Origin of the sequence: Pandoraea commovens, from assembly GCF_902459615.1 — a bacterium.
GTDB lineage: Bacteria > Pseudomonadota > Gammaproteobacteria > Burkholderiales > Burkholderiaceae > Pandoraea > Pandoraea commovens.
In genome coordinates this window covers 160,823-185,243 of sequence record NZ_CABPSA010000003.1, presented here as the reverse complement: position 1 = coordinate 185,243, position 24,421 = coordinate 160,823, and the positions used below count along the sequence as shown (strand labels likewise).

Below are 24,421 nucleotides of genomic sequence, written 5' to 3'. Positions count from 1 at the left end.
AGCGTACGGCGACGTCGGATCGAGGCGATGGCAATCAGGTTCATGTTGGCAAGCATAAGGCGGTGACGCGGCGCTTGTCAAAGGGAATGCATGCGGTGTGGTTTGCATGCATCTTTTGCGCATCCCTTCGATGGCGGCCGGTCGTCACGGCCATGAGGTTCATAGGGTCATTGACCGCCGCCGGGGTTATCGGCTTCGGTGGTGAAGGCATCGGCGAAGAACGCGTCTTCCGGCAACTGGTGGTGAGCGATGAAGTCGCGACGGGCCGACTCCACCATTACGGGCGCACCGCAGGCGTAGACCTCGTAGCCCGACATATCCGGCAGGTCTTCGGCGACAGCGCGGTGCACGAAGCCCGTGCGGCCTTCCCAGGCGTCTTCGGGCGCGGCTTCGGAGAGGACCGGCACGAACTTGAAGCCGGGAATCTCACGGGCCCATTGCTCGGCCAGTTCGCGCAGGTAGATGTCTTTGCGCTGACGTGCGCCCCAATAGAGCGTCATCGGGCGGTCGAGGCCCTTGTGTGCGGCATGTTCGACGATGGCCTTGATCGGCGCGAAGCCGGTGCCCGAGGCGAGCAGCACGATCGGCTTCTCGGAGTCTTCCCGCAGGAAGAACGTGCCGAGCGGGCCTTCGAAGCGCAGGATCTCGCGCTCCTTCATGTTGTTGAACACATGGTCGGTGAAGACGCCGCCGGGCATGTGACGCAGATGGAGTTCGAGGAAGCCTTCCTCGTGGGGCGCGGTGGCCATCGAATAGCTGCGACGTTTGCCGTCTTTCAGGATGAATTCGATGTATTGACCGGCGAGGTACTGAAAGCGCTCGTTAGCGGGCAGTTGGAGGCGCATGACGATGACGTCGTCGGCGCGGCGCTCCAGCGCGTTCACGCGGCAGGGCAGGCGTTTGACCGGGATGTCGCCGATGCCCTTGACCTCACGCGACTCGATGACGAGATCGCCTTTCGTGTGGGCGCAGCAGAGCAGGGCGAAGCCACGGGTTTCCTCGTCCTTGGAGAGGGCCGAGCTGGAGTGTGCGCCGTGTTCGACGGTGCCTTCGACCAGTTTGGCCTTGCACGAGCCGCAACCGCCGTTTTTGCAACCGTAGGGCAGGCCGATGCCTTGGCGCAGTGCGGCGGAGAGTACGGCCTCGCCATCTTCGATCTGGAACTCGCGCCCGCTCGGCACGAGGGTAACGTTGTAAGCCATACTACAATCCGAAAAATGAAAAAACCGTCCAAACCTCTCGGTCGCCCGCGCCTGCTGGTCGTGGGCTGTGGCGACGTCGGCATGCGCGCACTGCCGGCTCTCGTCGAACGTTTTCGTGTCTTTGCCGTGACGTCCAGCGACGCGCGCCATGCGGCGTTGCGTGCGGCGGGCGCGGTGCCCGTCGTTGCCAATCTGGATGACGCTGCAAGCTTGCAACGCCTGGGCCGTCTGGCCTCACGGGTGTTGCATCTGGCACCGCCTGCCGGGGTCGCGGGCAGCGGCACGCAGGACCTGCGTACACGCCGTTTGCGCGCTGCGCTGAACCGGCCGTCGAAACGCAATATTGTACCCGAGGGGGGGCTTCGAGCCCTGTCAGGTTTGGCTCACCTGGCCCCCGCGTCGCGCCGGATTCTTGTCTACGCGAGCACCAGTGGCGTCTACGGCGACTGCGGCGGCGCGGTGGTGGACGAGACCCGCACACCTGCGCCGCGTTCGCCTCGTGGACAGCGTCGTGTGGACGCCGAGCGGACTGTGCGCACGCTGGGCCGTCCGTCCTTTCATGGCCGTCATCCGCGACGTGTGTTGACGACGGGGGCTGCGCGAGCGCGTGCGGCGTCGGTGTCCGGTACGAAGGCGTCGTGGCGCCGGACGGTGCATGCACGCGTGTCGTGGCGGGCGTCTGTCGTGCGGATTCCGGGGATCTATGCGGCTGATCGTTTGCCGCTGGCGCGTTTGCAGAAGGGCACGCCTGCGTTAGTGGCGTCGGACGACGTCTTCACCAACCATATCCACGCCGACGATCTCGCGGCGATTCTGATTCGCGCGATGTGGCGGGGCAGGGCGCAGCGGGTCGTGCATGCGAGCGACGACACCGAGTGGCGCATGGGCGAGTACTTCGACCGCGTCGCGGATGCGCTGGGCTTGCCCCGGCCGCCGCGTGTGTCGCGTGACGAGGCCCGACGGGTACTGGAGCCGACGTTGCTCTCCTTCATGTCCGAGTCGCGACGCCTTGCCAACACCCGGCTCAAGCGCGAACTCGGGTACGCATTGAGGTATCCCGACGTGGCGGCGCTGCTGTCGACGTTGACACCGCTCTCGCCGCCTGAGCCGACACCATCGTCGCGCCCATCCGCTGACGTGCCGCCGACCAACACGGCAGCCTGACGACGAATATCTGACCGCTGCCTCAGCCATCGTTCTCCAACGTCCCACCGAGTGCTTTGACGAGCGAGAGCGTTGCGTCGATCTGCGCGAGGCGGGACTGCGCGGCGTTGCGGCGCGCCTGACGCGCGAGGCGTTGGGCGTCGAGCCACGATTGCAGGTCGATGTCGCCTGCGCGGTAGCGCGCCTCCGAGAGTTCCGCCGCTCGTTGCGCGAGGGCGGCGGCGCTGGCGAGCGACGTGTACTGCGACGTCGTTCGCTCGCGTGCCGAGAGGGCGTCTTCGACTTCTACGAGCGCTGTGAGCAACGTGTTGCGAAACGTCGCGACCGATTGCTCGTAGTCATTGCGCGCGAGTGCCGTTGTAAAGCGTGACGTTTGCACCTGGAGGAACGGCATCGCAAGCGAAGCGGCGAGCGTACCCACGGGATTGGCGAGCAGACGCGAGAGCGACTCGCTGGTGGTTTGCGCGGTGCCGGTGAGCGTGAGGGATGGATAGAACGACAGACGGGCGGCGTCGACATCTGCCAGACGCGCGCGAACACGCGTCTCGGCGGCGGCGAGGTCCGGGCGGTGTGCGAGAAGCGACGCAGGCAGACCGGGCGCGACCTCGGGCAACTGCGCGACCACGAGCGAATTGCGCTCAGTAAAGCGTGTCTGCGCGGGACGTCCGAGCGCGTTCGCCAGAGAGTGCCGGGCGGCATCGCGCAACCGTTCCCATTCCGCGAGTGCGCCCGCGACCGCATCGCGATCCTGTTGTGCCTGCACGGGGTCGAGCGCCGACACCGAACCGGCACGCCGACGCGCGGCGACCAGCGCGACGGCGCGCTCGGCTGCGGCGAGGTCTTCCGTTGCACTGCGCACATTCTCGTTCAGATAAGCGACGCGCCAGTAGAGCGAGGCGACCTGGCTCGAGAGCGAGAGGGCGGCGGCGCGGCGGTCCCATGCGCTGGCGGCGGCCTGCCAGTTGGCGGCGTCGCGTTGCGCGGCGAGCTTGTTCCAGAGATCGACTTCGTAGCTGATACCGACGCTTGCGCCGGAGGTCGTCTGCGTCTGTCCATTCAGACGTTGTGCGGCTTGTCCGCCGTCGAGCGCGCGCGCCTTCGAACCGGTGATGTTGGCGGAGAACTGCGGCCAGCGATTGGCGCCGGTCAGTCCGGCCTGGAGCGCGTCGCGATCCGCTTGCAGGGCTTTGAGGGCGAGTGCTGGGTTGGCCGCGAGCGCCTGAGAAATGAGCGAGTCGAGCTGAGGTTCGCGAAACGCGCGCCACCACGGTGCAATATCCGCGTCGTCTGCCATGCGTGTGCTTTCCCCTTGCGCTTCACCTGACCCAGTGCCGTCGATGGGCGTCTGGAATTGCGACGGGACGGGCAACGTCGAGCGTTCATAGGCTGTGCGGGTCAGGCTGCAAGCGCTGAGCATCATGCAGACGGCGACCGCGACGAGCGATGGAGCGAGGCCGGGGGGCGGTCGGAAAAATCCTGAAAGGCAATTCATCGAATCTGTCAAAAAGACCCCCGCGCGCGACACCGAATCGCGCGCGGGGTATAAAAGCCATCCCGAGCCTGAGGGGGGGATGCAGCGGGACGGCGGGGGCAATCATTCACGGGCCAGGGCATCCACCGGATCGAGACGTGCGGCGCTGCGCGCGGGGAGCCAGCCACTGAGCATGCCGATGGCGCAGGCGCAGGCCACGGCTGCCGCAAACGTATTCGGCGAAAAGACCACCGAGACTTGAGGCACGAACGTCGCGACCAGCCAGCCGATGGCGTAAGACAGCACCACGCCGACTGCGCCGCCCATCAGGCAGACGAGCACGGCTTCGATGAGGAACTGCCGGAGGATGTCCTGACGGCGCGCGCCGATCGCGCGACGGATGCCGATCTCACGGGTGCGTTCCGTCACGGAGACCAGCATGATGTTCATCACGCCGATGCCGCCGACGACGAGTGAGATGAGGGCGACGAACGAGAGCAGCAGCGTGAGCATCTGGCTCGTGCGTGAGATCGACTTCACGATCGTGTCCATGTTGAACGTGAAGAAATCCTTCTTGCCGTGGGCGCGCGTGAGCAGGCGAATGATTCCGGCTTCGGCGGCGGCGGGCGGGTGGCCATCGAGAATGCGGACCGTGATCGATTCCAGATGTTGCTGACCGGCGAGTCGGCTCGCGACCGTCGTCCAGGGGACATAGACATTGAGCGAGCGGCTGACGAACATCGACGAGCGATCGCGCACAACGCCGATTACGCGTAGCGGCAGCGAGCCAGCGAGCACGATTTGTCCGATGGGATCGCCGCCGTTCGGCAGCAGCTTGCGCAGCGTGTTTTCACCGAGCAGGGCAACTTGTGCCTGACGTTCCACTTCAGTGGCGTCGAAGCTGCGTCCGCGGGCGAGTTTCAGGCCGTTGGCGCGCATGAAGTCGGCGCTCTCTCCGTGAACTTGCGCGTCCGTATCAATGCGACCGAAGCGCATACGGACCGTGCGCGGGCCGACTTGTGCCGTCACGCTGTCCGTGTAGGGCTGGGCGGCGAGCAGATCGGCGTCGCGGGGCAGGAGCGTACGAATCTCTGCGGCCTTGTCGTCGTTGAAGTCCTTGCCGCGCAGTACCGTGATCGTGTTCGGGGCGATGTTGCCGATATCGTTAAGCACGCGTCGTTTCGTCCCTTCGCCGATGGCCGACAGCGAGACCACCGACGTAATGCCGATGATGATGCCGAGCATCGTGAGACCGGTGCGCAGACGGTGGGAGGCGAGCGCGTGCCACGCCATCGACAGGCTTTCCGCGAACGTCGGCCAGCCACTCATCCAGCGAGTCAACGCGTTACCGCGCGACATTTCGGGCGTATCGGCGACCCGCGAATCTACCGAACTTTTGGGATCGGAAGACGCATCACGCGTCTCGTCCGTCACCGAAGCTTCGATTGCATGCGGCGTGTCGTTTAGCCGATCGCACTTGATGCGTCCGTCGGCGATTTCAATCACGCGTTGCGCCCATGCGGCGACGTTCGGATCGTGCGTGACGAGGATGATTGTGCGCCCCCGCGCGTGGAGTTCGCGCAGGATGTGCATCACTTCCAGCCCGCTGTGACTGTCGAGTGCGCCGGTGGGTTCGTCGGCGAGGATGATGTCGCCGCCGTTCATGAGGGCGCGGGCAATACTGACGCGTTGTTGTTGCCCGCCGGACATTTGCGAAGGCCGGTGCGAGAGATGCTTGCCGAGCCCGAGACGTTCGAGCAGCGCGGCGGAGCGCGACGACCTTTGCGAGCGCGGGATACCGGCGTAGACGGCGGGCACTTCCACGTTGCCTTGGGCCGAGAGATGGCCCATCAGGTGATAGCGCTGGAAGATGAAGCCGAAGTATTCGCGGCGCAGTTGAGCGAGCGCGTCGTCCGAGAGAGAGGCGACATCGTGCCCGTCGATTTCATAGCGTCCGTGGGTTGCCCGGTCGAGGCAGCCGAGTACGTTCATGAGCGTCGACTTACCGGAACCGGAGGGGCCCATGATCGCGACCATCTCGCCGCGCTCGATGACGAGTTCGACATCGCGCAGGACCGTGACTGCACCGTCACCTTCGCCGAACGAGCGAGAGATTCCGGAGAGTCGCAGGAGCGGGGCGGAGGCGTTCGTCACAGGAGCGTACCTGCGTCGTTGCTACCGGACGGCGGCGCGTCGGTCGGATCGGCGGTCACGACACGATCACCTTCGGCGAGCCCGTCGAGTGCTTGTGCGGTGAGACGGTTGTCGAGTCCGACCTTCACCCAGCGTGGGTGGGCGACGCCCTTGGCGTCGAGTACACGGACGCGATAACGGCCGTCGGCGCGTTTCTCACCGAGGGCGACGGAAGGAAACGTCAGCGTATTCGAAATTCGAGCACTCACGATAGACACTTGCGCGGTCATATCGGGACGGAGGACACCGGCCGGATTGGGCACATCGAAGAGGGCGTTAAAGAAGATTGCGTTATTGATCTTCTCGGGCGAGGGTTGGATGACGCGGAGCTTGCCTTCGTAGCGTTTGTCGGGTGCGCCGAGGATCGTGAAGTAGACGGGAAGACCCGCGCGGATGCGCACGACATCGGCTTCCGAGACTTGAGCGCGAATCGTCATCATCGAGAGGTCGGCGACTTTCAGGATCGTCGGGATTTGATAGATGGCGGTAACCGTCTGTCCTTCCTGGGTGGTGATGGCGGTGACCGTGCCGTTAATGGGCGCGGTAATACGCGTATAGGACTGATTCGTGCGTGCCTTATCGACCTTCACCTTTTGCTGGCTGATCTGGGAGTCGAGGGAGGCGAGTTCTGCGGTGAGGGCATCGGCTTCCGTGCGTGCCTTTTCGAGGTCGCGGGGCGAGGTAGCGTCGTCGGCGGCGAGTTGGCGTTGACGAGCGAGTTCGCGGGCGGCTTGGGCGTGGCGAATGGCTTTGGCGCGTCGGTCGGCGGCGAGTGTGGTGAGTCCGGCGTTGGCTTCGCGCAGGTCGTTATCGCTGGAGGTCGGATCGATAACGGCGAGCAGTTGCCCTTTCGATACGGTGTCTCCGAGCACCACCTTGAGAGAACGAAGTTGTCCGTTGGCTTGCGAGCCGACTTCGACTTGTTTGATGGGTTGGAGGACACCGGTGGCGAGGACGGCGTCTTCGAGATCGGCGCGGGCGACCTTAGCGGAGAGATAGGCGGGCGGTGTGGGCCGGGGCCATTGCCAGGCGACGAGGGATGTGAACAGGGCGACGACGACTGCGCCGATCTTGCGACGTCGGGTAAAGCGAAAAGAAGAGAAGCGAGAAAAGAGGCGCGTCATTGATGGAGAGAAAAGGCGAAAGCCGTCGCGGGGAGAAGCGAACGTGAGGGGGATGCTAAACAAAGGTGTGGAGACAAACTGTTTTTAGTTGTTGGGACTTTGTGAACAGAGATAACGGGAGAGAAAAAACAAAGAAAAGCGATCAAAGGAGACAAAAAGAAACAAAGGGGGGGGGTGCGAGAAGGGCAAAGCAAAGTGGGTGAAGCGCAGAGAAGTGCTGGGAGTGATTGAGGTGGGTGATGCGTGTAGAGGGACAGGAAGTGTGTGGGCGACGACACGGCCGTCCCGCAGCAGTTGCGGAGCACGTGCGGGGCGGGTGTGGCGTCGCGATGGAGCGAGAGTAGAGCGGTGTCGACGGGACCAAGTGTTTTGGTCAAGGAAGTGAGAAGCGGGAGGTGTCGTTTGAGGCACTGAGTGCTTCGAGGGAGACGGACCGGGGCCCCTTTCTGCAGCGAGTTGGGTTTATGTCTGAGCGGCGGAAAGGGGCTCCGGTCCGTTAGGGGGGAGGTATTAGGAGCGGAGGGAGGGGGGGAAATGTGGAGAGTAGGAAAGGGAAAGGAGCGGGTTGTGGTTTAGGTGTGGGAAAAGGCTTAAGCGCCTTATTCCGTAAGGGATGGCGGGATATTGAGGGTGCTGGGCGAGTGGATACGGAATATCTGCACAGTGTGAAGATTGCGGGTCGTCTTCGGCGAACGGCGTCGATCCGTGGTGGGTTATGTAAGGCAGTCGGAGCGATGTTGGGTCGCTAAATTCGCTATAATTTCGCCTTAATTCGCCTAACGTCTACGAAATCTCGATTTTCGAGCCTTTTGCGTCGCCGTGAGGTCGTGAAATGATCTCAGTCCGCCTTACCAATCCTTTCTGAAATAAGGATTGGACGCCATTCTGTTGGATGCTTCGGTCAACGCTTCACTGGACGGGCGCGCAAACTGCGGTGTATCTCGTCACGGAGGGGTACAAAGCATGGCCATTACCATTGGTTCGCCGGACGCGGCGGTGCATCGTGCCTGGCGCTTGCCGGGACAAGGGGCGGCTTCGACGGTCGGCACACATCGTGCGGCGTCTGGAGCAGATCGATATGCCAATGCGCTGCGGGCGCTCTCCAGTACGCCGGAGCCCGTGTCCGTCACGCAAGACGATGCAGTGAAACTGTCGCAAAACGCGACGGCACCGCGCGCAACCTAATTTACCGAGAAATATTCATGAGTCTGCATGTTCTTCTGGTCGATGACGATCCCGTCGTTCGCGACCTATTGCGCGAATTGCTGCACGCCAATGGCATGCAGGTCTCGGTGCTTCACAACGGCGCGTCGTTGCTGCGCCGGTTGGAGCTCGAACGACCGTCCGTCATTTTGCTCGACATCATGATGCCGGAGCGCGACGGCCTGCGAGCATTGCAGGATCTGCGTGCGGCGGGTGAGGATATCCCGGTCATCATGTTGTCGGCGCGTGGTGGCCCGCTCGATCGCGCGCTCGGCCTTGAACTGGGTGCCGACGATTACCTTGCCAAGCCGTTCGATCCGCGCGAGTTGCTGGCGCGTATCCACGCGGTGCTGCGCCGTCGTGGCCCGGTCGCGGCCAGCGCGCCGGACGCCCGTGCGCCGTACCGATTCGGTCCGTTCGAGTTGGATTACACGCTGCGTACCCTTCAGCGAGAGGGCGAGCGCCTGCCGCTGCGCGATACCGAATTCGCCATGCTCAAGGCGTTCACCCAGCATCCCATGCAGGTGCTGCCGCGCGTCAAACTGCACGCCATGTTGTATGGCGACGGTATCGCCTTCCGCGACCGCAGCCTCGATGTGCCCGTGTGGCGTCTGCGCCGTCTCATCGAAGCTGACCCGTCGGAGCCGCGCTACATCCAGACCATCCGTGGCAAAGGCTACGTGTTCGTGCCGGGTGGCGAACTGACCGAGGGCGCGACGTCCGAGGCCCGCGAGCGCGCTGGCGGTATGGGAGACGCCAGCGACATCGGCAATGTCGGCGACGGCGGTATGTCGCTCGCTACTACGGCATCGGCAGGCAAGCGCACCGCGCGCGGCTGGCGGGAGTCCGCTGCGTGAATTTGCGTTGGTTGCTGCGCGACTCCCTGTTCGCGCGCATGGCATGGCTGGGCATTGCCGTCTTGCTGGTGATGCATCTCGTGTGGAGCGCGCTGGTGTTCTACCAGCGTCCGCGCCAGCAAGTCGACGGCTTCGCCCGAGGCTTGCTGGTGGCTATTCAAAGCGTCGATCAGCGGGCTGTCGATCCCGGGAGCCTTGCGCCACCGCATGCCGTGCGTCGCGTTCCTGTGGCGCAAACGCCGACCTTCACCAACGAAGCCGACGACGAGCGCGCCACGCGTCTTCGTCACGAACTGCTCTCGCGGCTGCCGCCAGACACCCAACTGCACATCGTCAACGAACGCAAACGCAGCAATATCTGGGTGCTGTTGCCGCAAAGCGACGAGTGGATCGTCATCGGACTCGATCTTCCGCCGATGCCGCCGTTCGTGCGCGAGACCGTCGGTATTCTCATCGGTGCCGTGCTGCTCGCGTTGCTCGTCGCATGGCAGATGCAGCGCCCGATTGCCCGGCTCGCGCATGCTGCCCGGGTGATCGCTCGAGGACGGCGTCCCGCCTTGTTGCCCGAGCAAGGACCGCATGAGTTGCGCGACCTGACTCACGCATTCAACGAGATGGCCAAGCGGCTGGCCGAAGCCGAAGACAATCAGGCCATCATGCTCGCGGGCATTGCGCACGACCTCAAATCGCCACTCACGCGTCTTCGCCTGCGCGCCGATCTCATCGACAGCGAGAATTCTCGCGATGGCTTTGTGCGCGATATCGCGTCCATCGATCACATCGTTCAGCAATTCCTCGCCTATGCGAGAGACGAAGCCGATACCAGCCCACTGATCGGCGTCGATGCGTTCCTGCGCGAGCAATTTCCGGCCGACGAAGAGACCCCCGATTCCGGCGCTGTCACCGGTCCCATCGAGCGAGCCGCCGAAGCGACGGACGATGCCTCGCTATTCGTCAGCAACTTGCGCGCGGGGCCTGAATTCATGCTGCCGCGCACGCTGCTCGACCGCGTGATGTCGAACCTCGTCGACAACGCGCTGGAGCACGGTGAGCCGACCGTGCGTCTGGCGACGTGGCGCGACGAGGCGACCGGATACATCGAAGTCAGCGACTGCGGCAAGGGCATCCCGGACGATCAGGTGGCGCTCGCGATGCGTCCGTTCGTGCGGCTCGATGCCTCGCGCGGTGGCGAAGGCCACTGCGGTCTCGGGCTGTCGCTCGTCGTGCGGCTCGTGGAAGGGCTGGGCGGTGCGGTGCGTCTCGACCGATCGCCCGGCGGGGGATTGCGTGTGACGCTCAAACTGCCGATGCTCAGTAAATCTCCGGCACGATGATTTCCGACGGCACCGGGTGACGCATATAGCTCTCGCTGCGGGCGCGCTCGGGAAGCACCACCTGTGAGCGCTCCACGTCGTGATACGGCACCTGGTTGAGCAGGTGATGAATGCAGTTCAGACGCGCGCGCTTCTTGTCGTCGGCCTGCACCACCCACCACGGCGCTTCCGGAATGTGCGTGCGCTCCAGCATCACTTCCTTCGCGACTGTGTACTTCTCCCAGCGCGTGCGGCTCTCCAGATCCATCGGGCTCAACTTCCACTGCTTGAGCGGATCCTGAATCCGGGCCATAAAGCGCGCTTCCTGTTCTTCGTCCGAAATCGAGAACCAGTATTTGACGATCTGGATGCCGCTGCGCACCAGCATTTTCTCGAACTCCGGCACCGAGCGGAAGAACTCCTCGTACTCGTTCTCCGTGCAAAAGCCCATCACATGCTCGACACCAGCGCGGTTGTACCAGCTACGGTCGAACAGCACGATCTCGCCTGCGGCTGGCAGATGCTGGACATAGCGCTGGAAATACCATTGCGTGCGTTCGCGATCGTTAGGTGCGGGCAGTGCGGCCACACGGCACACGCGAGGATTCAGGCGCTGCGTGATGCGCTTGATCGCGCCACCCTTACCGGCGGCGTCGCGGCCCTCGAAGATCACCACCAGACGGTGACGACTGCGAATCACCCAGTCCTGCAACTTCACCAACTCGCCCTGAAGGCGGAACAGCTCGCGAAAATAGTGCAGACGGTCGTCGCGCGCCTCGGCGCTCAGATCGTTCAGACCGGGCAGACGAAGATCGTCGATTTCCATCTCGATCTCTTCGTCGTAACTGTCGATCAGGTCATCTTGGAGACGACGCGCAAGCATCGCGTCGTGGTCGGCGTCGGAATCGAATTTAGTCATGGCGACGATCTCTTACGGCCAGCAAACACAAAAGGCACCCCGTACTGCCCGGGTGACGGCGGACGGACAAAATGCGCGCCCGATGATGCGTTTCAGTATGCGACGATTTTATGACACCAGCATGGCGTTGACGAATGCCGTGTGACGTAGTTCCCGCGCACGCCCCGCCCGGCGGTGCCGCCACCGCATTTCTTGGGATTCGCGAGCATGCCTAAATTGTCACAAAAATGAAATATGACATTGTCATGATGGCAAGTCCCACCGTGCTGCGGTGCGGTTCACGTCCTTTCCCCACGCCTCGCCACCGATACCGCGCGCATGTTCGCCGAATTAGCTCACAACGCATATGGCTGTGATCAGGCTGGCCTGATCTACGGCTATCGTTTCACTGACGGCGCGCCCCCGCAACCGGTCGATTCGACCGAGGCGCTGGCGTGGCTGGCGAAAGGCGAGCGCGCCGACGGCTTCCTCTGGCTGCATTTCAACTTCGCGCACGCCGCGTGCGAGAAGTGGCTCAAGCAGCAGATGCACCTGCCCGAAGAGTTCTACGAAAGCCTGAGCGAAGGGTCGCGCTCCACGCGCATCGAACATTCCGATGATTGGCTGCTGGCCGTCATCAATGACGTGATTTTCGCGTTCGACATCGCGCAGTCCGAGATTTCGACGCTGCGTGTGGCGGCCAACGCCCGCCTGCTCGTGACAGGGCGCGTAAAACCGCTGCGCTCCATCGACAAGCTGCGCGCGTCCGTCAAACGTGGCGACGCCTTCCGCTCGCCGCTCGCCTTGCTCGTGCATCTGCTGCGCGATCAGGCGGACGTGCTTGAGCGCATCGTGCGCGAGACGAGCCGCCGTGTGGACACCGTTGAAGACCGCCTGTTGCAGCAGCGCATCGAGAGCAACCGAGCCGACCTCGGGTCGTTGCGCCGGGTGCTTGTGCGCCTGCAACGTCTGCTCGCGCCGGAGCCGGCGGCGCTCTTTCGTCTGCTGAGTCGCCCGCCGATATGGGGTCATGCCGACGACGTTCAGGAATTCCGTCAGGCAACCGAAGAATTCGCCGTCGTCCTGAACGACTTGTCGGCGTTGCTGGAGCGCATCAAGTTGCTTCAGGAAGAAATTGCGGCGATGGTCAGCGAGCGCACCGACCGCACCATTTACACGCTGACGGTCGTCACCGTACTCGCGCTGCCCATCAACATCGTGGCGGGCTTTTTCGGGATGAACGTCGGCGGCATTCCGCTCGCCGATCATCCGCATGGCTTCTGGGTGCTCGTGTTTATCGTCGCGACAGGCACTGCGGCCGCTGGCTGGTGGGCGTTCCGGCGGCGGCCGGACTGAGGTCCAGACCGCCGTTGCCCGAGGGGATGGGGGACTTCGGGGACTAACTGCGCTGTCGCATCAATGCCAGAACTTCATCAACAGCGTTGCGATGACCACCATTCCGGCACCGCCGATGCGCGTGGAAATCTGCGCGAACGGCATCAGTCCCATGCGATTGGACGACGACAGAATCGCCACGTCGCCCGTGCCGCCAAGACCGCTATGGCAGGCCGTGACGATGGCCGACTCGACCGGGAACATCTTCAGCCACATGCCGACGAAGAATCCCGAGACGACCATCGCTATCACCGTCGATGCGCAGATCACGAAATAGGCCGTCGAGAACGCGCCGACGAGTTTGTCCCACGACACGAACAGCGTCCCGAGTCCGACCAGAATCGCGAACGTCAGGTTCGTCGACATAAACTTGTACATCTGATACGCGCCGGTCTCCATGCTTTCCGGAATCAGCCGCGAGACCTTCAACACCGCTGCTGCGACGATCATCAGCACCGGCCCCGGAATGCCCGTCACCGGCGCAAGCAACGCGCCGAGAATGAACAGCGTGCAGGCGAGCAGCAAACCGTGTCCCATCAGACGCAGATCGAGCGCGTGTTCTACGTTCTGCCCTTCGAGCAGCGCGCGATCTTCACCACTGCGCACGAGCATGCCGTTGCCGTTGTAGTGCGGACGTTTTTCGCCGAAGCGCTTGAGTAGCCCCGCAGAGAGAATCGCCACGACGTTGCCGATGAGCGCGGCGGGGACCATCGTCGCAATCAGATGCCCCTGCGTCTCGCCCGTGATCTCCGAATAGCCGATCGACAACGGCAGAATGCCCTCGCCGATACCGCCGCCGAGAATCGGCATCACGATGAAGAAGAACGTGTGACGCGGGCTGAAGCCGAACAGCAATCCTGCGAGGCATCCGGCCGCAATGGCCGCGAGCGTGCCGATCAGCAACGGCACGAACATCTTCAGAAAGCCCTGAATCAGGATCTTCCGATTCATGCCGAGCATGCTGCCAGCCACCAGACACGCGATGTAGAGATATTGCAGATTGGCCGTCTTCATCGTGACGGTGATGGCCTTGAGGATCGCGTCGTCCATCAGCCCATTGCCGAGCAGCGCGGCCGGTACGAACAGACAGAGGATGGCGGGGCCGCCGATGTGCTTGAAGACAGGGATCGAGCCGCCGATCTCACCGAGCAACATGCCCGCAATCATCAGCACCGCGAAGCCGCCGATCATGTCGGCGGGCAGGCGTCCGGTGACAGCCGCAAGACCGGTAATGACGGCAATGGCGACGAACATCGGCAGCGGTGCGCCGCCGATGGTGAATTTCGACATCAGAGAGGGGGTGGCGAGCGGCGTCGCGCTCGCCTGAGCGGCCTGACTTTTCATGGTGTCTCCTGAAAGGATGGAATACCTGTCCGGGTGAGGGCGCTTGCGGCACTGACTCAATGCCGTGCGCCTCTTGTCACTCAGGCGGTACGTTGTTGTCTGGGCAGATCGATTTGCATCCAGGGGAAATCGGTGCGATGGCGGGCTTCGAATGCGGTGATGGCGTCGCTGTCCTTGAGCGTCATGCCGATCATGTCGAGACCTTCCACGAACATGCGCTTCTGACGCGGGGGCAGATCGAACGCGAACGACTCGCCGCTTGCCGTCACCACACACTGGCGCTCGACGTCGATGGTCAAAGCGTTCTGCGCGGGATCGCTCACGGTCTCGGTCAGCTTCGCGATGTCCTGCGGGGCGAGCACGATCAGCAGCAGACGGTTGTTCTGCGCGTTGAAGTAGAAGATCTCGCCGAAGCTCGGCGCGATGACCGCTTCAATGCCCGATTGCTGCAAACCCCACACCGCGTGCTCACGGCTCGATCCGCAACCGAAGTTGGCCCCGGCCACCAGAATGCGAGCGTCGCGATACGCGGGACGGTTCAGAACGAACGCGTCGTTGGGCGTGCCGTCGGCATTCGTGCGCAGGTCGTACAGCACACCGCGCGCGAGGCCGGACTTGTCGATGCCGAGCAGAAATTGCTTGGGCATGATCTGGTCCGTATCCAGATTGTTCAGCGGTAGCGGGGCGGCCGTACCGGCCACGATCGTGTGCTCAGCCATGAGCGGTCTCCTTGCGAATGTCGACGATGCGACCAGCGATGGCGGCGGCGGCGGCCATGACGGGGCTCATCAGATGCGTGCGTGCGCCGCGTCCCTGACGTCCCTCGAAATTGCGGTTGGTGGTCGACGCGCATCGCTGACCGGGCTTGAGAATGTCGTCGTTCATCGCGAGGCACATCGAGCAGCCCGGTTGACGCCACTCGAAACCCGCGTCTTTCAGCGCATCGGCAATGCCTTCGCGCTCGGCCTGATCGCGTACGCGACCCGAACCCGGCACGACCATCGCACGCACGCCGTCGGCCACCTTGTGACCTCGTACGATCTCGGCAATCGCGCGCAGGTCTTCGATACGCGCGTTGGTGCAGGACCCGATGAAGACATGATCGATGGGCAAGCCGTCGAGCGACTGACCGGCGTCCAGCCCCATGTAGCCCAGCGCCTTCGACGCGTTGTGCCGCTCCACCTCGTCTTCCGAGAGCGAGGGAATCCGCGCGTTGATCGCAATCGCCTGATCGGGGCTCGTGCCCCACGTCACGAAGGGCGCGACGTCGGTGGCATCGAAACAATGCGTGACGTCGAACGCTGCGTCCTCGTCGGAGCGCAGCGCGAGCCAGCGGCGCTTGGCGTCCTCCAACGCGTCGCCGGACAGATCGCGAATGTGATCGCCGACGTATTGCAGCGTGGTGGCGTCCGGCGCGATGAGCGCACCGCGCGCGCCCGCCTCGACGGTCATGTTGCACAACGTCATGCGGGCTTCGGCAGACAGCGCCTCGATGGCCGCGCCCGTGTACTCGACAACGAAGCCGCGCGCGCCTTGCGCACCGATACGGGCAATGATGTACAGCACGAGGTCTTTCGACGTGGTACCACTCGCCAGCGTACCGTCGACGTGGATTCGCATGTCGCGCGCCACGCGGTAAATGAGCGTTTGCGTCGCCAGCACATGCTCGACTTCCGACGTGCCGATGCCGAACCCCAGCGCCCCGAGAGCGCCGTAGGTGGTTGTGTGGCTGTCGCCGCAAAGCACCACCATGCCGGGACGGATCAGCCCCAGTTCGGGGGCCACCACGTGTTCGATCCCTTGCTCCGGGTCCGTCACGTCGAACAGGTGAATGCCGTGTTTCTGGCAGTTGCGGGTGAAGTTGGCGGCCTGATGGGCGGCGGCGTCGATCACGATGGTGCGTTTGTCGACCGGCACCGGGTGCGTGGGAATAACGTGATCCACGATCCCCATCTGCTTCTCCGGGCAACGCACCGGCAGGCCTTTCTCAGCGAGTCCCGCGAACGCTTGCGGGCTCGTGTACTCGTTCATGATGTGCAGGTCGGCATAGAGCGCGACGTGCTGCGCATCGACGTCGAAGGCCGTATGGCTTCGCACGATCTTTTGGTAAAGCGTTTGTCCCATGAGGTACTCCTTGATGCGGGCGGTCGTCGTTTTGCTATGTCTCGCAACCTTGCGTGCAGTCTAATTCGTTCATAGAATCGCAAAATGCATATTCGCTTAACCTATTTTTAAGTTGAAGTTAATAATGGACGCCATCGCCGATCTGGAATTCTTCGCCCGTCTGGTGACGTTGGGCAGCCTGTCGGCGCTGGCGCGCGACCTTGGCGTGACGCCGCCAGCGATCAGCGCACGCCTGAGTCAGCTGGAGCGACGACTGGGCGTCAAGCTGCTGAACCGCACCACCCGGCGACTGGCGATGACGCATGAGGGGGAGCTGTATCTCGGCACTGGCTCGAAGATCATCGAACAGGTGCAGGAGCTGGAGCGCATGGTGTCGAGCAGCCGCGATTTGCCGCGCGGTCTGCTGAAGGTGAATGCGACGTTCGGCTTCGGACGCCGCCATGTCGTGCCTGCGCTATCGGAATTTCGCGAGCAGTATCCCGAGGTCGAAGTGCAGCTCGATCTGACGGACCGTCCGATGAATCTGGCCGAGTTCGCGTTCGACGTCGGTATTCGCTTCGGCGAACTGCCCGACCAGCGCGTGGTGGGACGCCGCATCGCCGCGAACCGGCGACTGGTGTGCGCGTCCCCCAAATACCTCGCGCGCCACGGTGTGCCCAAGGTGCCCGACGATCTGCGCAATCACCTGTGCATCGTGCTGCGCGAGAACGACACGGCGTACGGCACGTGGCATTTCACCAAGGGCAAACGGCACGAACTGGTAAAGGTGCACGGGGCGATGAGCAGCAACGACGGCGAAGCGACGCTGCGCTGGGCGCTCGACGGGCATGGTGTGCTCGTGAGATCGGAATGGGATGTGCAATCCGCATTGGCTTCGAATGCACTGACGCAATTGCTGAGCGACTGGGCGTTACCGGCCGCCGACATCTACGCGATCTATCCGGAGCGGCTCAATCTCTCGGCCAAGGTACGGCTCTTTGTCGAGTTTATGGAGCGCTATCTGGCGCGTGAATTGAATCGGGATGTCGGCGGTATCGAGTAATGAATTAAAAGTATTCGCGTATATCGATTACGCAAATGGTGTGCGTCATGCTTTGCGATTTGCATGCAATTCCCCGGTTCAAATGAAAATTCCAAACGATCGTGTGAATGTTTGGCGAGGGTATGTGGGCGGCCCGGCGGCGTGGCTTGTCACCATTGGGTATAGCGCCTCAGATGTTAATGAACCGGTATCGGAATTCGTCGGCAATAAGTTTTGTATAACGAACAATCCGGAGGCATGAATTCCGGTCTTCCCCTTATAATCCGCTGAATCGGGCGTCGAATATCCGGGCGGTCGCGCGCAAACCTGCGAAGTCATCACGGGGTGCATGGCGTTGTGCGCATCAATCACCGGTTCATATGACGCGCAATGACACCGGGTTGAACTTGGTGCTCGTGTCTCGCGCGTCGTCACAACGGCATCCGAAGTTGTCCATCAAGCCGCTCACAGGCGAGGAGACCGACGATGAAGTGTCCCGCTGTATTACCCATGGAAACGCAGAGGCTGGCTGCACTGGCGGAGTACGGCCTGGGCAGTGAACGCCCGCTTCCGAGCCTCGATGCCGTTGTGCATATTGCCGCGCACATGTTTGGCGTGCCGGTGGCGGCCGTCAACATGGTGGGCAACGATCACGTATTTTTCGCGGCGGCCACAGGCTTTTCCTCCACCAACACCGATGTCGACATGAGCCGCGACGCGTCTTTCTGCGCGCACGCGATCAATGGTGACGGTGTGATGGTCGTGCCCGACGCCACGGCCGACGAGCGTTTTCACGACAACCCGCTCGTGACCGGCAACGCGCAGGTGCGCTTCTACGCGGGCGTGCCGCTCATGTCGGTGGACGGTCACGCACTCGGTGCGCTGTGCGTCATCGACAACAAGCCGAATCACACATTCTCCGACGTGGATCGCGCGCGTTTGCGCGAGCTGGGACGCATGGCGTCAGACCGTCTGGAATTGCGTCGTGTGGAGTTGTTCATCGAACGTGAACGGCGCACCTTTGCCGAGCCGGAGCGCTATTCGCCCACGGCGATGATCCGCTTCGATGCCTTCGGCGAAATCCTCGACTGGAACCATGCGGCAGTGACGATGTTCGGCTACGCGATGTCCGACGGACCGGGGCGTTCGCTGGAGACGCTACTCGCCGGGCGCAGCCGCTCGGCGCTTCGCGATCAGATCACGCAGGCGGTGAGCGCTGGCTCGGTCGATGGCATGACGATGCCCTCGGAGGTCTATGGCCTGCGTCGCGATGGACGTGAGTTTCCGATGAGTCTCTCGCTGTTCTGCTGGGTCGAGAACGATGTGCAGACGTTCAACGCACATGTGCATGACCTCAGCACGCTGCGCGAGGGCGGGGAAGTGTTGCGGCGGCTCGCGAGCACCGATGTGCTGACGGGCATCGCGAATCGCGCGAGCTTCTATCGCGACGCGGAGGTGGCGTCGGTCTGTCTGCGCGGCGCAGCCGTCGCGATATTCGATCTCGACGGTTTCAAGGACATCAACGATACGCTGGGCCACGCGGTCGGCGACGGCATTCTGTGCGAAGTAGCGCGCCGTTTGACGCGTCTCGTGCGCACGGTCGACACGGTCGCGCGCATCGGTGCGGATGAGTTCGCGCTGCTGCTGTGGGGCGTGACGGATGCGGTGGAGGCGCGTCGCCGCGCCGATGCGGTGCTGTTGGCGATTGCAGAACCGATGGTGATCGGCGGGTTCGATGTGCGCGTGAGCGCTTGCTGCGGCATCGCAGTCGTCCCGCAGCAGGCGGAGGAGGCGCTGAGCCTGATCAGCAATGCCGATCTGGCGCTGTCGCGGGCGAAACAGCATGGGGCCGGGCAGACGTTCGTCTTCATCGATGCACTGCGCATCGAAGCGGCGGCGCGGCGCGTCTATAACATCGAACTGCATCGTGCGGTGAACGACGGCGAGTTCGTGCTCTTCTATCAACCGCAGGTGGATTTCGCCGATGGGTCGCTGACAGGGGCCGAGGCGCTGATTCGCTGGCGGCATCCGCAACGTGGACTGCTGTCGCCTGCCGCGTTTCTACCGGCGCTCGAACGCGGGCCGCTGGCGGCGTCGGTGGGCGCGTGGGTGCTGGACGAGGCGTGCGCGCAGGCGGCGTATTGGCGACGCAACGGTGCGCCGTGTTTCCGGATCGGCGTCAACTTATTCGGATTGCAATTTCGCATCGGCAGCATCTTCGACGAGGTGGTCGCGGTGCTTAACCGGCACGGGCTGCCACCGCAGGCGCTGGAACTGGAGGTGACGGAGAGCATCGTGCTGGACGACGACGTCGTACTCGAAGCGTTGCAGCGTCTGCATGCGTACGGTGTGAGTATTGCCTTCGACGACTTCGGCACCGGCTACGCGTCGATCAGCATGCTGCGACGCTATCCGTTAAGCCGTATCAAGATCGACCGGTCGTTCGTGCAGGGGATGATGGAGTCGGAGCGCGATGCGTCCGTAGTGCGTGCGTTGGTAGACATGACGCGCAGCTTCGACCTGCGCACCATTGCCGAGGGTGTGGAGACGGAGCAACAGCGCGACAACCTGCGTCGACTCGGTTGCGACGAGGGGCAGGGATACCTGTTCGGGGTGCCCATGCCTGCCGTCGAATTCGGGGAGATGTTCGACGTGGGACGTCAGTTGAATCAAGCCTGAGCGCGGCGTCTGTACGTCTCTCGCAACGATGCGCCGCTTACCCGACGGGTGTGGCGGCGCATGTATTTCACGTTGCCTGCGTCACTTCCTTACTTCGCTTCTTTCGGCGGCTGAATCATCTTCCAGCCGTTGCCCGCCGGATCCCGGAAACCGGCATCGACGCTGCCGTAACGGTCCACCGGTTCTTGCGTGAATTCCACGCCTTTCTCCTTCAGGCGCGCGTAGTGCGCGCGGCAGTCGGCCACGTAGAGCACGAGCGGCGGCATGGCGCCCTTGGCGACCATGGCGCGCAGCGTCTGCGCGGTGGCGTCGTCGTGAATCGGTGCGCCGGGCGCAAACAGGCCGAGCTGGAACGCGGGCTGATCGGGATGCTGCACCGTCAGCCAACGGTACGGGCCGTTGCGTACATCGGTGTGAACGCGAAAACCGAGCTTGTCGACATAGAACGCGAGTGCTTCGTCCTGATCGTCGACATACAGCCCCACCACGCCAATTCCTTCGTTCATAAGACCTCCTCGTTGGTTGATGGAGGGACTTTACCGTCGGCCATGCGGCGGCGCTTCTCCAAAACTGCGATGTTGAGATCAGGCCGCTGGGCCGCCTTCAGGACGCAGCCCGGAACCTGATCGAGTGGCGTGCCGTTGGCCTGCGCCTGCTCGCGAAATTCGCCAGGGCTCTGTCCGGTGATGTCGCGAAAGATCCGTCCGAAGGTGCCGATGCTTTCCCAGCCGGTCGCGAAGGCGATTTCCGTGATGTTGAAGTCGGTATCGCGCAGGAGCGTGCTGGCCTGTTCGATGCGCCGGGTCAGCAGATAGCGATGCGGGGGGAGTCCGAAGGCCTGTTTGAACGACCGGGAGAAGTGCGCCTCGGACGTGCCACTGACCTCTGCCAGCCGCTTGACGGGCCACGCCTCATGCGATGCGGCATCCATACGGTCCTTGGCGCGCAGTAAGCGGCGAAGCAGTGCGGGTGACTGCATAGGGATGGCCGCGGCAGGGGCTTGGGGTGTGTCAGAGGCTTGGCTGCGTGCTTTAGCGGGCATAAGGGCTGACGGCGCAGGGACGGTGTGGGTAGTGTAGGCCCAACGTATGGCGCATCGCACGCATTGCACCAAAACAGGCATGCGGATGATCGTAAAATCGATCTTTGAGTCGTTAATGTTCGATTTAACGAGCATTCACTTTGTTGATTTTTCCGGAATTGCTCGTAAAATCACTCTTTGAGTCTGTAAGGAGCGATTTTACGAACATGAAAACTTCTCAAAGCAGCTCGCTTACGTCGGCGCAACTTACCGAAGCCTCGAAACTCGGCCAGTTGCTTGCTCGCCTGCGCACCGCTCGTCGGGTAAAGCAGGTCGATGCGGCGATCCGTGCGGGCTTATCACGCAATACCGTATATCGAATGGAACACGGCGATCCAGGGATTGCCTTTGGTCAAATCCTGCGTTACCTCGACGCCATCGCGCCAGGCACGACGCTCGGCGATCTGTATGCTGAATCGGATCCTGCACTTGCAATGCTGCGCGTGCGGGAGCAGACGAAGCGTGTGCGCGACATGTCGTCTTCGGAGCTCGATGCCCTCGACTTCTGACGCCTGAGCAAAACCGCTAACGTCTTCAGCAACTTATCTCGAACGAAGGGGCGCGATGCATGGCAGAGGTGACCACACGGTTGATTGTTTTTTCGCATTTGGCGCAAGGGTGGGCACCGTGCGGTCAACTGGACCTGACCGAGTCCGGCGCAACATTGATGGCCTCGACGTTTGCGTATGGTCTGAAATATCTCAAACGAAAAGACGCCGTTGAGATAGACCCGGTCAGCCTCGGCACAGGCGACTCCAACCTCGTCACTGGTAAGCGGCTGTTTCCCGTGAATCGCCTGACGTCATTTGGTGGTGTACGCGACGCAGCGCCTGACGCATGGGGGCGTAGAGTCATCGAGTCCAAACTCAAAGCGCCTGCGAACAGTCTTGCCGAGTCCGTGTATCTGCTGCACGCTGGCAGCGAGCGCGTTGGTGCACTGGATGTGCGTCGAGCGTTGAATGATCCGCCTACCGCTGGCGTGACGGGTGTGCAATCGCTGTCGCATCTGATCGAGGCGGCCGAACGAATAGAAGCGGGCGTACCGGTGCCAGCACATCTCGACGCCATTTTTGCAGACGGTTCTGCACTAGGCGGAGCACGACCGAAAGCTTCAGTTCGGGACGAAGAAGGCGCACTCTGGCTAGCGAAATTCCCTAGCCGTGGCGATTCCATCAATGTGCCAGCGCTTGAATGCGCAACGCTCAAGCTCGGCGCACACATCGGACTGTCTGTTCCGGACGTCGTCACTCGCAATATCGGAGACCGGCAGATCATGATGATTCGCCGCTTCGACCGTTTCTGGACGAATCCCGAGAGCGGTCTCGTCTCGGCGTCACCCGGTGAGGGACGAATCGAGCGGCGTATGCCGTTCGTCAGTGGGCTGACGCTGTTGGCGTGCGACGAGATGGAGTCACACGCCAAGTCTTATCCGGAAATTGCCGATGCCATTCGTCGCTATTGTCATCCGAGCGTTGTCCGGCAGAACAACACAGAGCTGTTCCAGCGCATGATCTTCAACATCTTCGTGAGTAACGACGACGATCATCTGCGCAATCACGGATTCCTATGGGATGCACAGATCGGTGGTTGGCGATTAAGCCCCCTATATGACGTCATGCCACGAGCCAGCATGGCGGAAGAGAGACTCTTACATCTCGGTGTGGGTCCTCAGGGACGTCTTGCAACGCTTGATAATGCGCTGGAAGCCCACGAGCGCTTTACGCTGTCGCGACGCGATGCCTGTCGACTAATTGATCGGGTTTGGCGAGACGTCCGGGAGTGGCGAGTCCACTTCGAAGCCTTTGGTGTCGGTGCTGATGATATCGACCGTATTGCGCCCGCATTTCGACATATCGACGCCATTTCCAGCGCGGCCTTGCGCAAAGCGTTGGTCTGACTCGCTGATCTCTTTTAACTATCCCGTCAATCCCGGCACCCGATCCACCGCCGACAACACCGCCTCCGGTGTAATCGACGTCGTGCATTCGAAGGCGCGCTCCGTGCCTTTGTGGCGAGGGCAGAAGTGGAAGTCGTCGTGGTTGTAGCGGATGGCGGGGTCGTGCCAGCAGCCGGTGCAGACGTCGGGGTTGATCACGCGGTACGGCGTCGCGAACTCGTTGTGCGGCAGGGTGAAGCCGGAGATCAGGACCGTCGGCGTGTTCATCGTCCACGCCAGCCACGACAGGCCGCTCGACAAGCCGATGAAGGCGCTCGCATGCATCAGCCAGCGCGCCCGTTCGGTCAGCGGCAGGTCGCCCGTCGCATCGATGGCCCCCTCGGGGATCGACTGCCAGAAATCGTTCTTGCCGTAGCGCGGCTTCTGATCGACGCACACGACCTGAAAGCCACGCTCGCGTAGGCCTGCAACGACGGCGTCCCATCCCCCGGGATGGTTCCAGTATTTGCACTGCGCCGTACTCTGCACGGCGATGCACACATAGGGCTCGGTCATCGGACGCGACACGTCCGGCAACGCCGTCTTCGCGCGTGCTTGCGCGTCGTCGACGCCGAGAATGTGCGCGGCCGTACGGTGCAGTCCCGTCTCGCGAAAGTCGCGAGGTTGCTGGATGCACTCCTTATCGTCGAAGAACAGGCCGATGTTGTAGGTCGCGTAGTACTTGCGCCGCTCCACCTTGTCCTGTGCAACGAATTCGACGTCGGGATGCGCGTCGCGGAACAGCGCGGCCACCGCTGGCGTAACCACGCACGCCAGTCGACAGCCATGCACGTCCTTGAAGCGCAAGGCATACGGTATCCATCCCAACACATCGCCCAGGGCCGCCAGCGGAATCTGGATCAGCACGTCCTGATCGCGGAGGTCGAAGCGATGCTCGAAGACCACCACGTCGTTCAGCCAGATCGTGATGCCATACGGCACGTAGTACTTTGCCGGGCTGCGCACCACGCCCGACGACAGCGAGACTTCCGTGAGCGTGCTGTCGTCGCGCAAATCGCTGATGCGCACGCGCCACGGCAGCGGCTGACCGAAGTCGGGGATGACCACGCGCGCGCCGTCGTTGAAGTCGAAGCGCAGCCCGGCCGGGCCGACCTGCGTGGGCAGCAGCGCCGGGGCCAGAAAGATCTGTTGCGGAGACGCGGCGAACGGGGTGACGGGCGGCGTGATGGGCGGCGTGGTGGGCGGCGTGGTGGGCGGCGTGACAAGCGGCGTCCCCGCCGATGCGGGGTTGGCCGATGTCGCGGTGTTCTGAGGGGAGAGGGGGACGGCGTCGTTCATGGGTCACACGATACGACGGACACAAATCGGGCAATCGTGCGGGAAACGAGCCGAAAAGGCTTCATTTCCCGAAATTCGCCGGTTTTGACGGCAAAGGGACTTTCAATGCCTTTCCGG

General features: G+C 62.8%; 20 protein-coding genes and 1 pseudogene. 10 read left to right on the top strand and 11 right to left on the bottom strand.

Annotated features, from left to right (window positions below; genetic code table 11):
• Positions 1 to 167 precede the first annotated feature (167 nt).
• The gene (locus tag PCO31010_RS11160) at positions 168 to 1,202 is read right to left on the bottom strand and encodes a CDP-6-deoxy-delta-3,4-glucoseen reductase (protein ID WP_150664341.1); all 1,035 of its coding nucleotides are present in this window, start codon (positions 1,200 to 1,202) and stop codon (positions 168 to 170) included.
• 15 nt (positions 1,203 to 1,217) lie between these two features.
• On the opposite strand from PCO31010_RS11160, the gene PCO31010_RS11155 reads away from it, so the two are divergent.
• Positions 1,218 to 2,366 (top strand): Rossmann-fold NAD(P)-binding domain-containing protein, encoded by a 1,149-nt coding sequence (locus PCO31010_RS11155; protein ID WP_246184555.1) that lies wholly within the window; start codon positions 1,218 to 1,220, stop codon positions 2,364 to 2,366.
• 22 nt (positions 2,367 to 2,388) lie between these two features.
• Here PCO31010_RS11155 and PCO31010_RS11150 read toward each other — a convergent pair whose 3' ends face one another.
• The 3 genes from PCO31010_RS11150 to macA form a co-directional block, all read right to left on the bottom strand.
• Entirely contained in the window at positions 2,389 to 3,783 is a 1,395-nt protein-coding gene (locus tag PCO31010_RS11150) for an efflux transporter outer membrane subunit (RefSeq protein WP_246184585.1), read from the bottom strand.
• A 177-nt stretch (positions 3,784 to 3,960) separates the two neighbouring features.
• Positions 3,961 to 5,991: a MacB family efflux pump subunit gene (locus tag PCO31010_RS11145; RefSeq protein ID WP_150664339.1), complete on the bottom strand. Its 2,031-nt coding sequence runs from the start codon at positions 5,989 to 5,991 to the stop codon at positions 3,961 to 3,963.
• Positions 5,988 to 7,154 (bottom strand): macrolide transporter subunit MacA, encoded by a 1,167-nt coding sequence (macA, locus tag PCO31010_RS11140; protein ID WP_150664338.1) that lies wholly within the window; start codon positions 7,152 to 7,154, stop codon positions 5,988 to 5,990. The genes PCO31010_RS11145 and macA overlap by 4 nt, the downstream gene beginning before the upstream one ends.
• A gap of 963 nt (positions 7,155 to 8,117) precedes the next feature.
• Here macA and PCO31010_RS11135 point away from each other — a divergent pair.
• From PCO31010_RS11135 to PCO31010_RS11125, 3 genes and pseudogenes are all read left to right on the top strand, one after another.
• Complete coding sequence (locus PCO31010_RS11135) at positions 8,118 to 8,339, top strand: hypothetical protein (RefSeq protein ID WP_046292932.1); 222 nt, start codon at positions 8,118 to 8,120, stop codon at positions 8,337 to 8,339.
• Positions 8,340 to 8,356: 17 nt separating this feature from the next.
• Positions 8,357 to 9,085 (top strand): annotated as a pseudogene (locus PCO31010_RS11130) (response regulator); the annotation flags it as partial.
• Positions 9,086 to 9,210: 125 nt separating this feature from the next.
• Positions 9,211 to 10,548 (top strand): ATP-binding protein, encoded by a 1,338-nt coding sequence (locus PCO31010_RS11125; protein WP_150664336.1) that lies wholly within the window; start codon positions 9,211 to 9,213, stop codon positions 10,546 to 10,548.
• Here the strand turns inward: PCO31010_RS11125 and ppk2 are convergent.
• A complete protein-coding gene (ppk2, locus tag PCO31010_RS11120) occupies positions 10,526 to 11,446 on the bottom strand; it encodes a polyphosphate kinase 2 (RefSeq protein ID WP_150576280.1) in 921 nt (306 codons plus the stop codon). The two genes, PCO31010_RS11125 and ppk2, sit on opposite strands and share 23 nt — an antisense overlap.
• Here ppk2 and PCO31010_RS26620 point away from each other — a divergent pair.
• Entirely contained in the window at positions 11,445 to 11,591 is a 147-nt protein-coding gene (locus PCO31010_RS26620) for a hypothetical protein (RefSeq protein WP_174984635.1), read from the top strand. The two genes, ppk2 and PCO31010_RS26620, sit on opposite strands and share 2 nt — an antisense overlap.
• A 173-nt stretch (positions 11,592 to 11,764) precedes the next feature.
• Complete coding sequence (locus PCO31010_RS11115) at positions 11,765 to 12,781, top strand: transporter (protein WP_150664335.1); 1,017 nt, start codon at positions 11,765 to 11,767, stop codon at positions 12,779 to 12,781.
• A 60-nt stretch (positions 12,782 to 12,841) separates the two neighbouring features.
• On the opposite strand, the gene PCO31010_RS11110 is transcribed toward PCO31010_RS11115, so the two are convergent.
• The 3 genes from PCO31010_RS11110 to leuC all read right to left on the bottom strand — a co-directional run bounded on the left by PCO31010_RS11110 (position 12,842) and on the right by leuC (position 16,288).
• Positions 12,842 to 14,164, bottom strand: coding sequence for a 2-hydroxycarboxylate transporter family protein (locus PCO31010_RS11110; RefSeq protein WP_150664334.1), 1,323 nt, complete (start codon positions 14,162 to 14,164; stop codon positions 12,842 to 12,844).
• A gap of 80 nt (positions 14,165 to 14,244) precedes the next feature.
• The gene (gene leuD, locus PCO31010_RS11105; protein ID WP_150664333.1) at positions 14,245 to 14,883 is read right to left on the bottom strand and encodes a 3-isopropylmalate dehydratase small subunit; all 639 of its coding nucleotides are present in this window, start codon (positions 14,881 to 14,883) and stop codon (positions 14,245 to 14,247) included.
• Entirely contained in the window at positions 14,876 to 16,288 is a 1,413-nt protein-coding gene (gene leuC, locus PCO31010_RS11100; RefSeq protein ID WP_150664332.1) for a 3-isopropylmalate dehydratase large subunit, read from the bottom strand. Before leuC ends, leuD begins: the two co-directional genes overlap by 8 nt.
• Positions 16,289 to 16,412: 124 nt before the next feature.
• On the opposite strand from leuC, the gene PCO31010_RS11095 reads away from it, so the two are divergent.
• Both PCO31010_RS11095 and PCO31010_RS11090 read left to right on the top strand, forming a co-directional pair.
• Positions 16,413 to 17,330: a LysR family transcriptional regulator gene (locus tag PCO31010_RS11095; RefSeq protein ID WP_150664331.1), complete on the top strand. Its 918-nt coding sequence runs from the start codon at positions 16,413 to 16,415 to the stop codon at positions 17,328 to 17,330.
• Between the two features lie 465 nt (positions 17,331 to 17,795).
• A complete protein-coding gene (locus PCO31010_RS11090; protein ID WP_150664330.1) occupies positions 17,796 to 19,988 on the top strand; it encodes a putative bifunctional diguanylate cyclase/phosphodiesterase in 2,193 nt (730 codons plus the stop codon).
• Between the two features lie 89 nt (positions 19,989 to 20,077).
• Here PCO31010_RS11090 and PCO31010_RS11085 read toward each other — a convergent pair whose 3' ends face one another.
• The gene (locus tag PCO31010_RS11085) at positions 20,078 to 20,494 is read right to left on the bottom strand and encodes a VOC family protein (protein ID WP_039400783.1); all 417 of its coding nucleotides are present in this window, start codon (positions 20,492 to 20,494) and stop codon (positions 20,078 to 20,080) included.
• Entirely contained in the window at positions 20,491 to 20,967 is a 477-nt protein-coding gene (locus PCO31010_RS11080; protein WP_246184554.1) for a helix-turn-helix transcriptional regulator, read from the bottom strand. The genes PCO31010_RS11085 and PCO31010_RS11080 overlap by 4 nt, the downstream gene beginning before the upstream one ends.
• Before the next feature lie 203 nt (positions 20,968 to 21,170).
• Here PCO31010_RS11080 and PCO31010_RS11075 point away from each other — a divergent pair, with 203 nt between their 5' ends.
• Both PCO31010_RS11075 and PCO31010_RS11070 read left to right on the top strand, forming a co-directional pair.
• A complete protein-coding gene (locus PCO31010_RS11075; RefSeq protein WP_246184553.1) occupies positions 21,171 to 21,578 on the top strand; it encodes a helix-turn-helix domain-containing protein in 408 nt (135 codons plus the stop codon).
• Positions 21,579 to 21,637: 59 nt separating this feature from the next.
• Positions 21,638 to 22,966, top strand: a complete 1,329-nt coding sequence (locus PCO31010_RS11070) for a type II toxin-antitoxin system HipA family toxin (RefSeq protein ID WP_150664328.1) — start codon at positions 21,638 to 21,640, stop codon at positions 22,964 to 22,966.
• Positions 22,967 to 22,984: 18 nt separating this feature from the next.
• On the opposite strand, the gene PCO31010_RS11065 is transcribed toward PCO31010_RS11070, so the two are convergent.
• Positions 22,985 to 24,304: an autotransporter strand-loop-strand O-heptosyltransferase gene (locus PCO31010_RS11065; RefSeq protein ID WP_150664327.1), complete on the bottom strand. Its 1,320-nt coding sequence runs from the start codon at positions 24,302 to 24,304 to the stop codon at positions 22,985 to 22,987.
• Positions 24,305 to 24,421 lie beyond the last annotated feature (117 nt).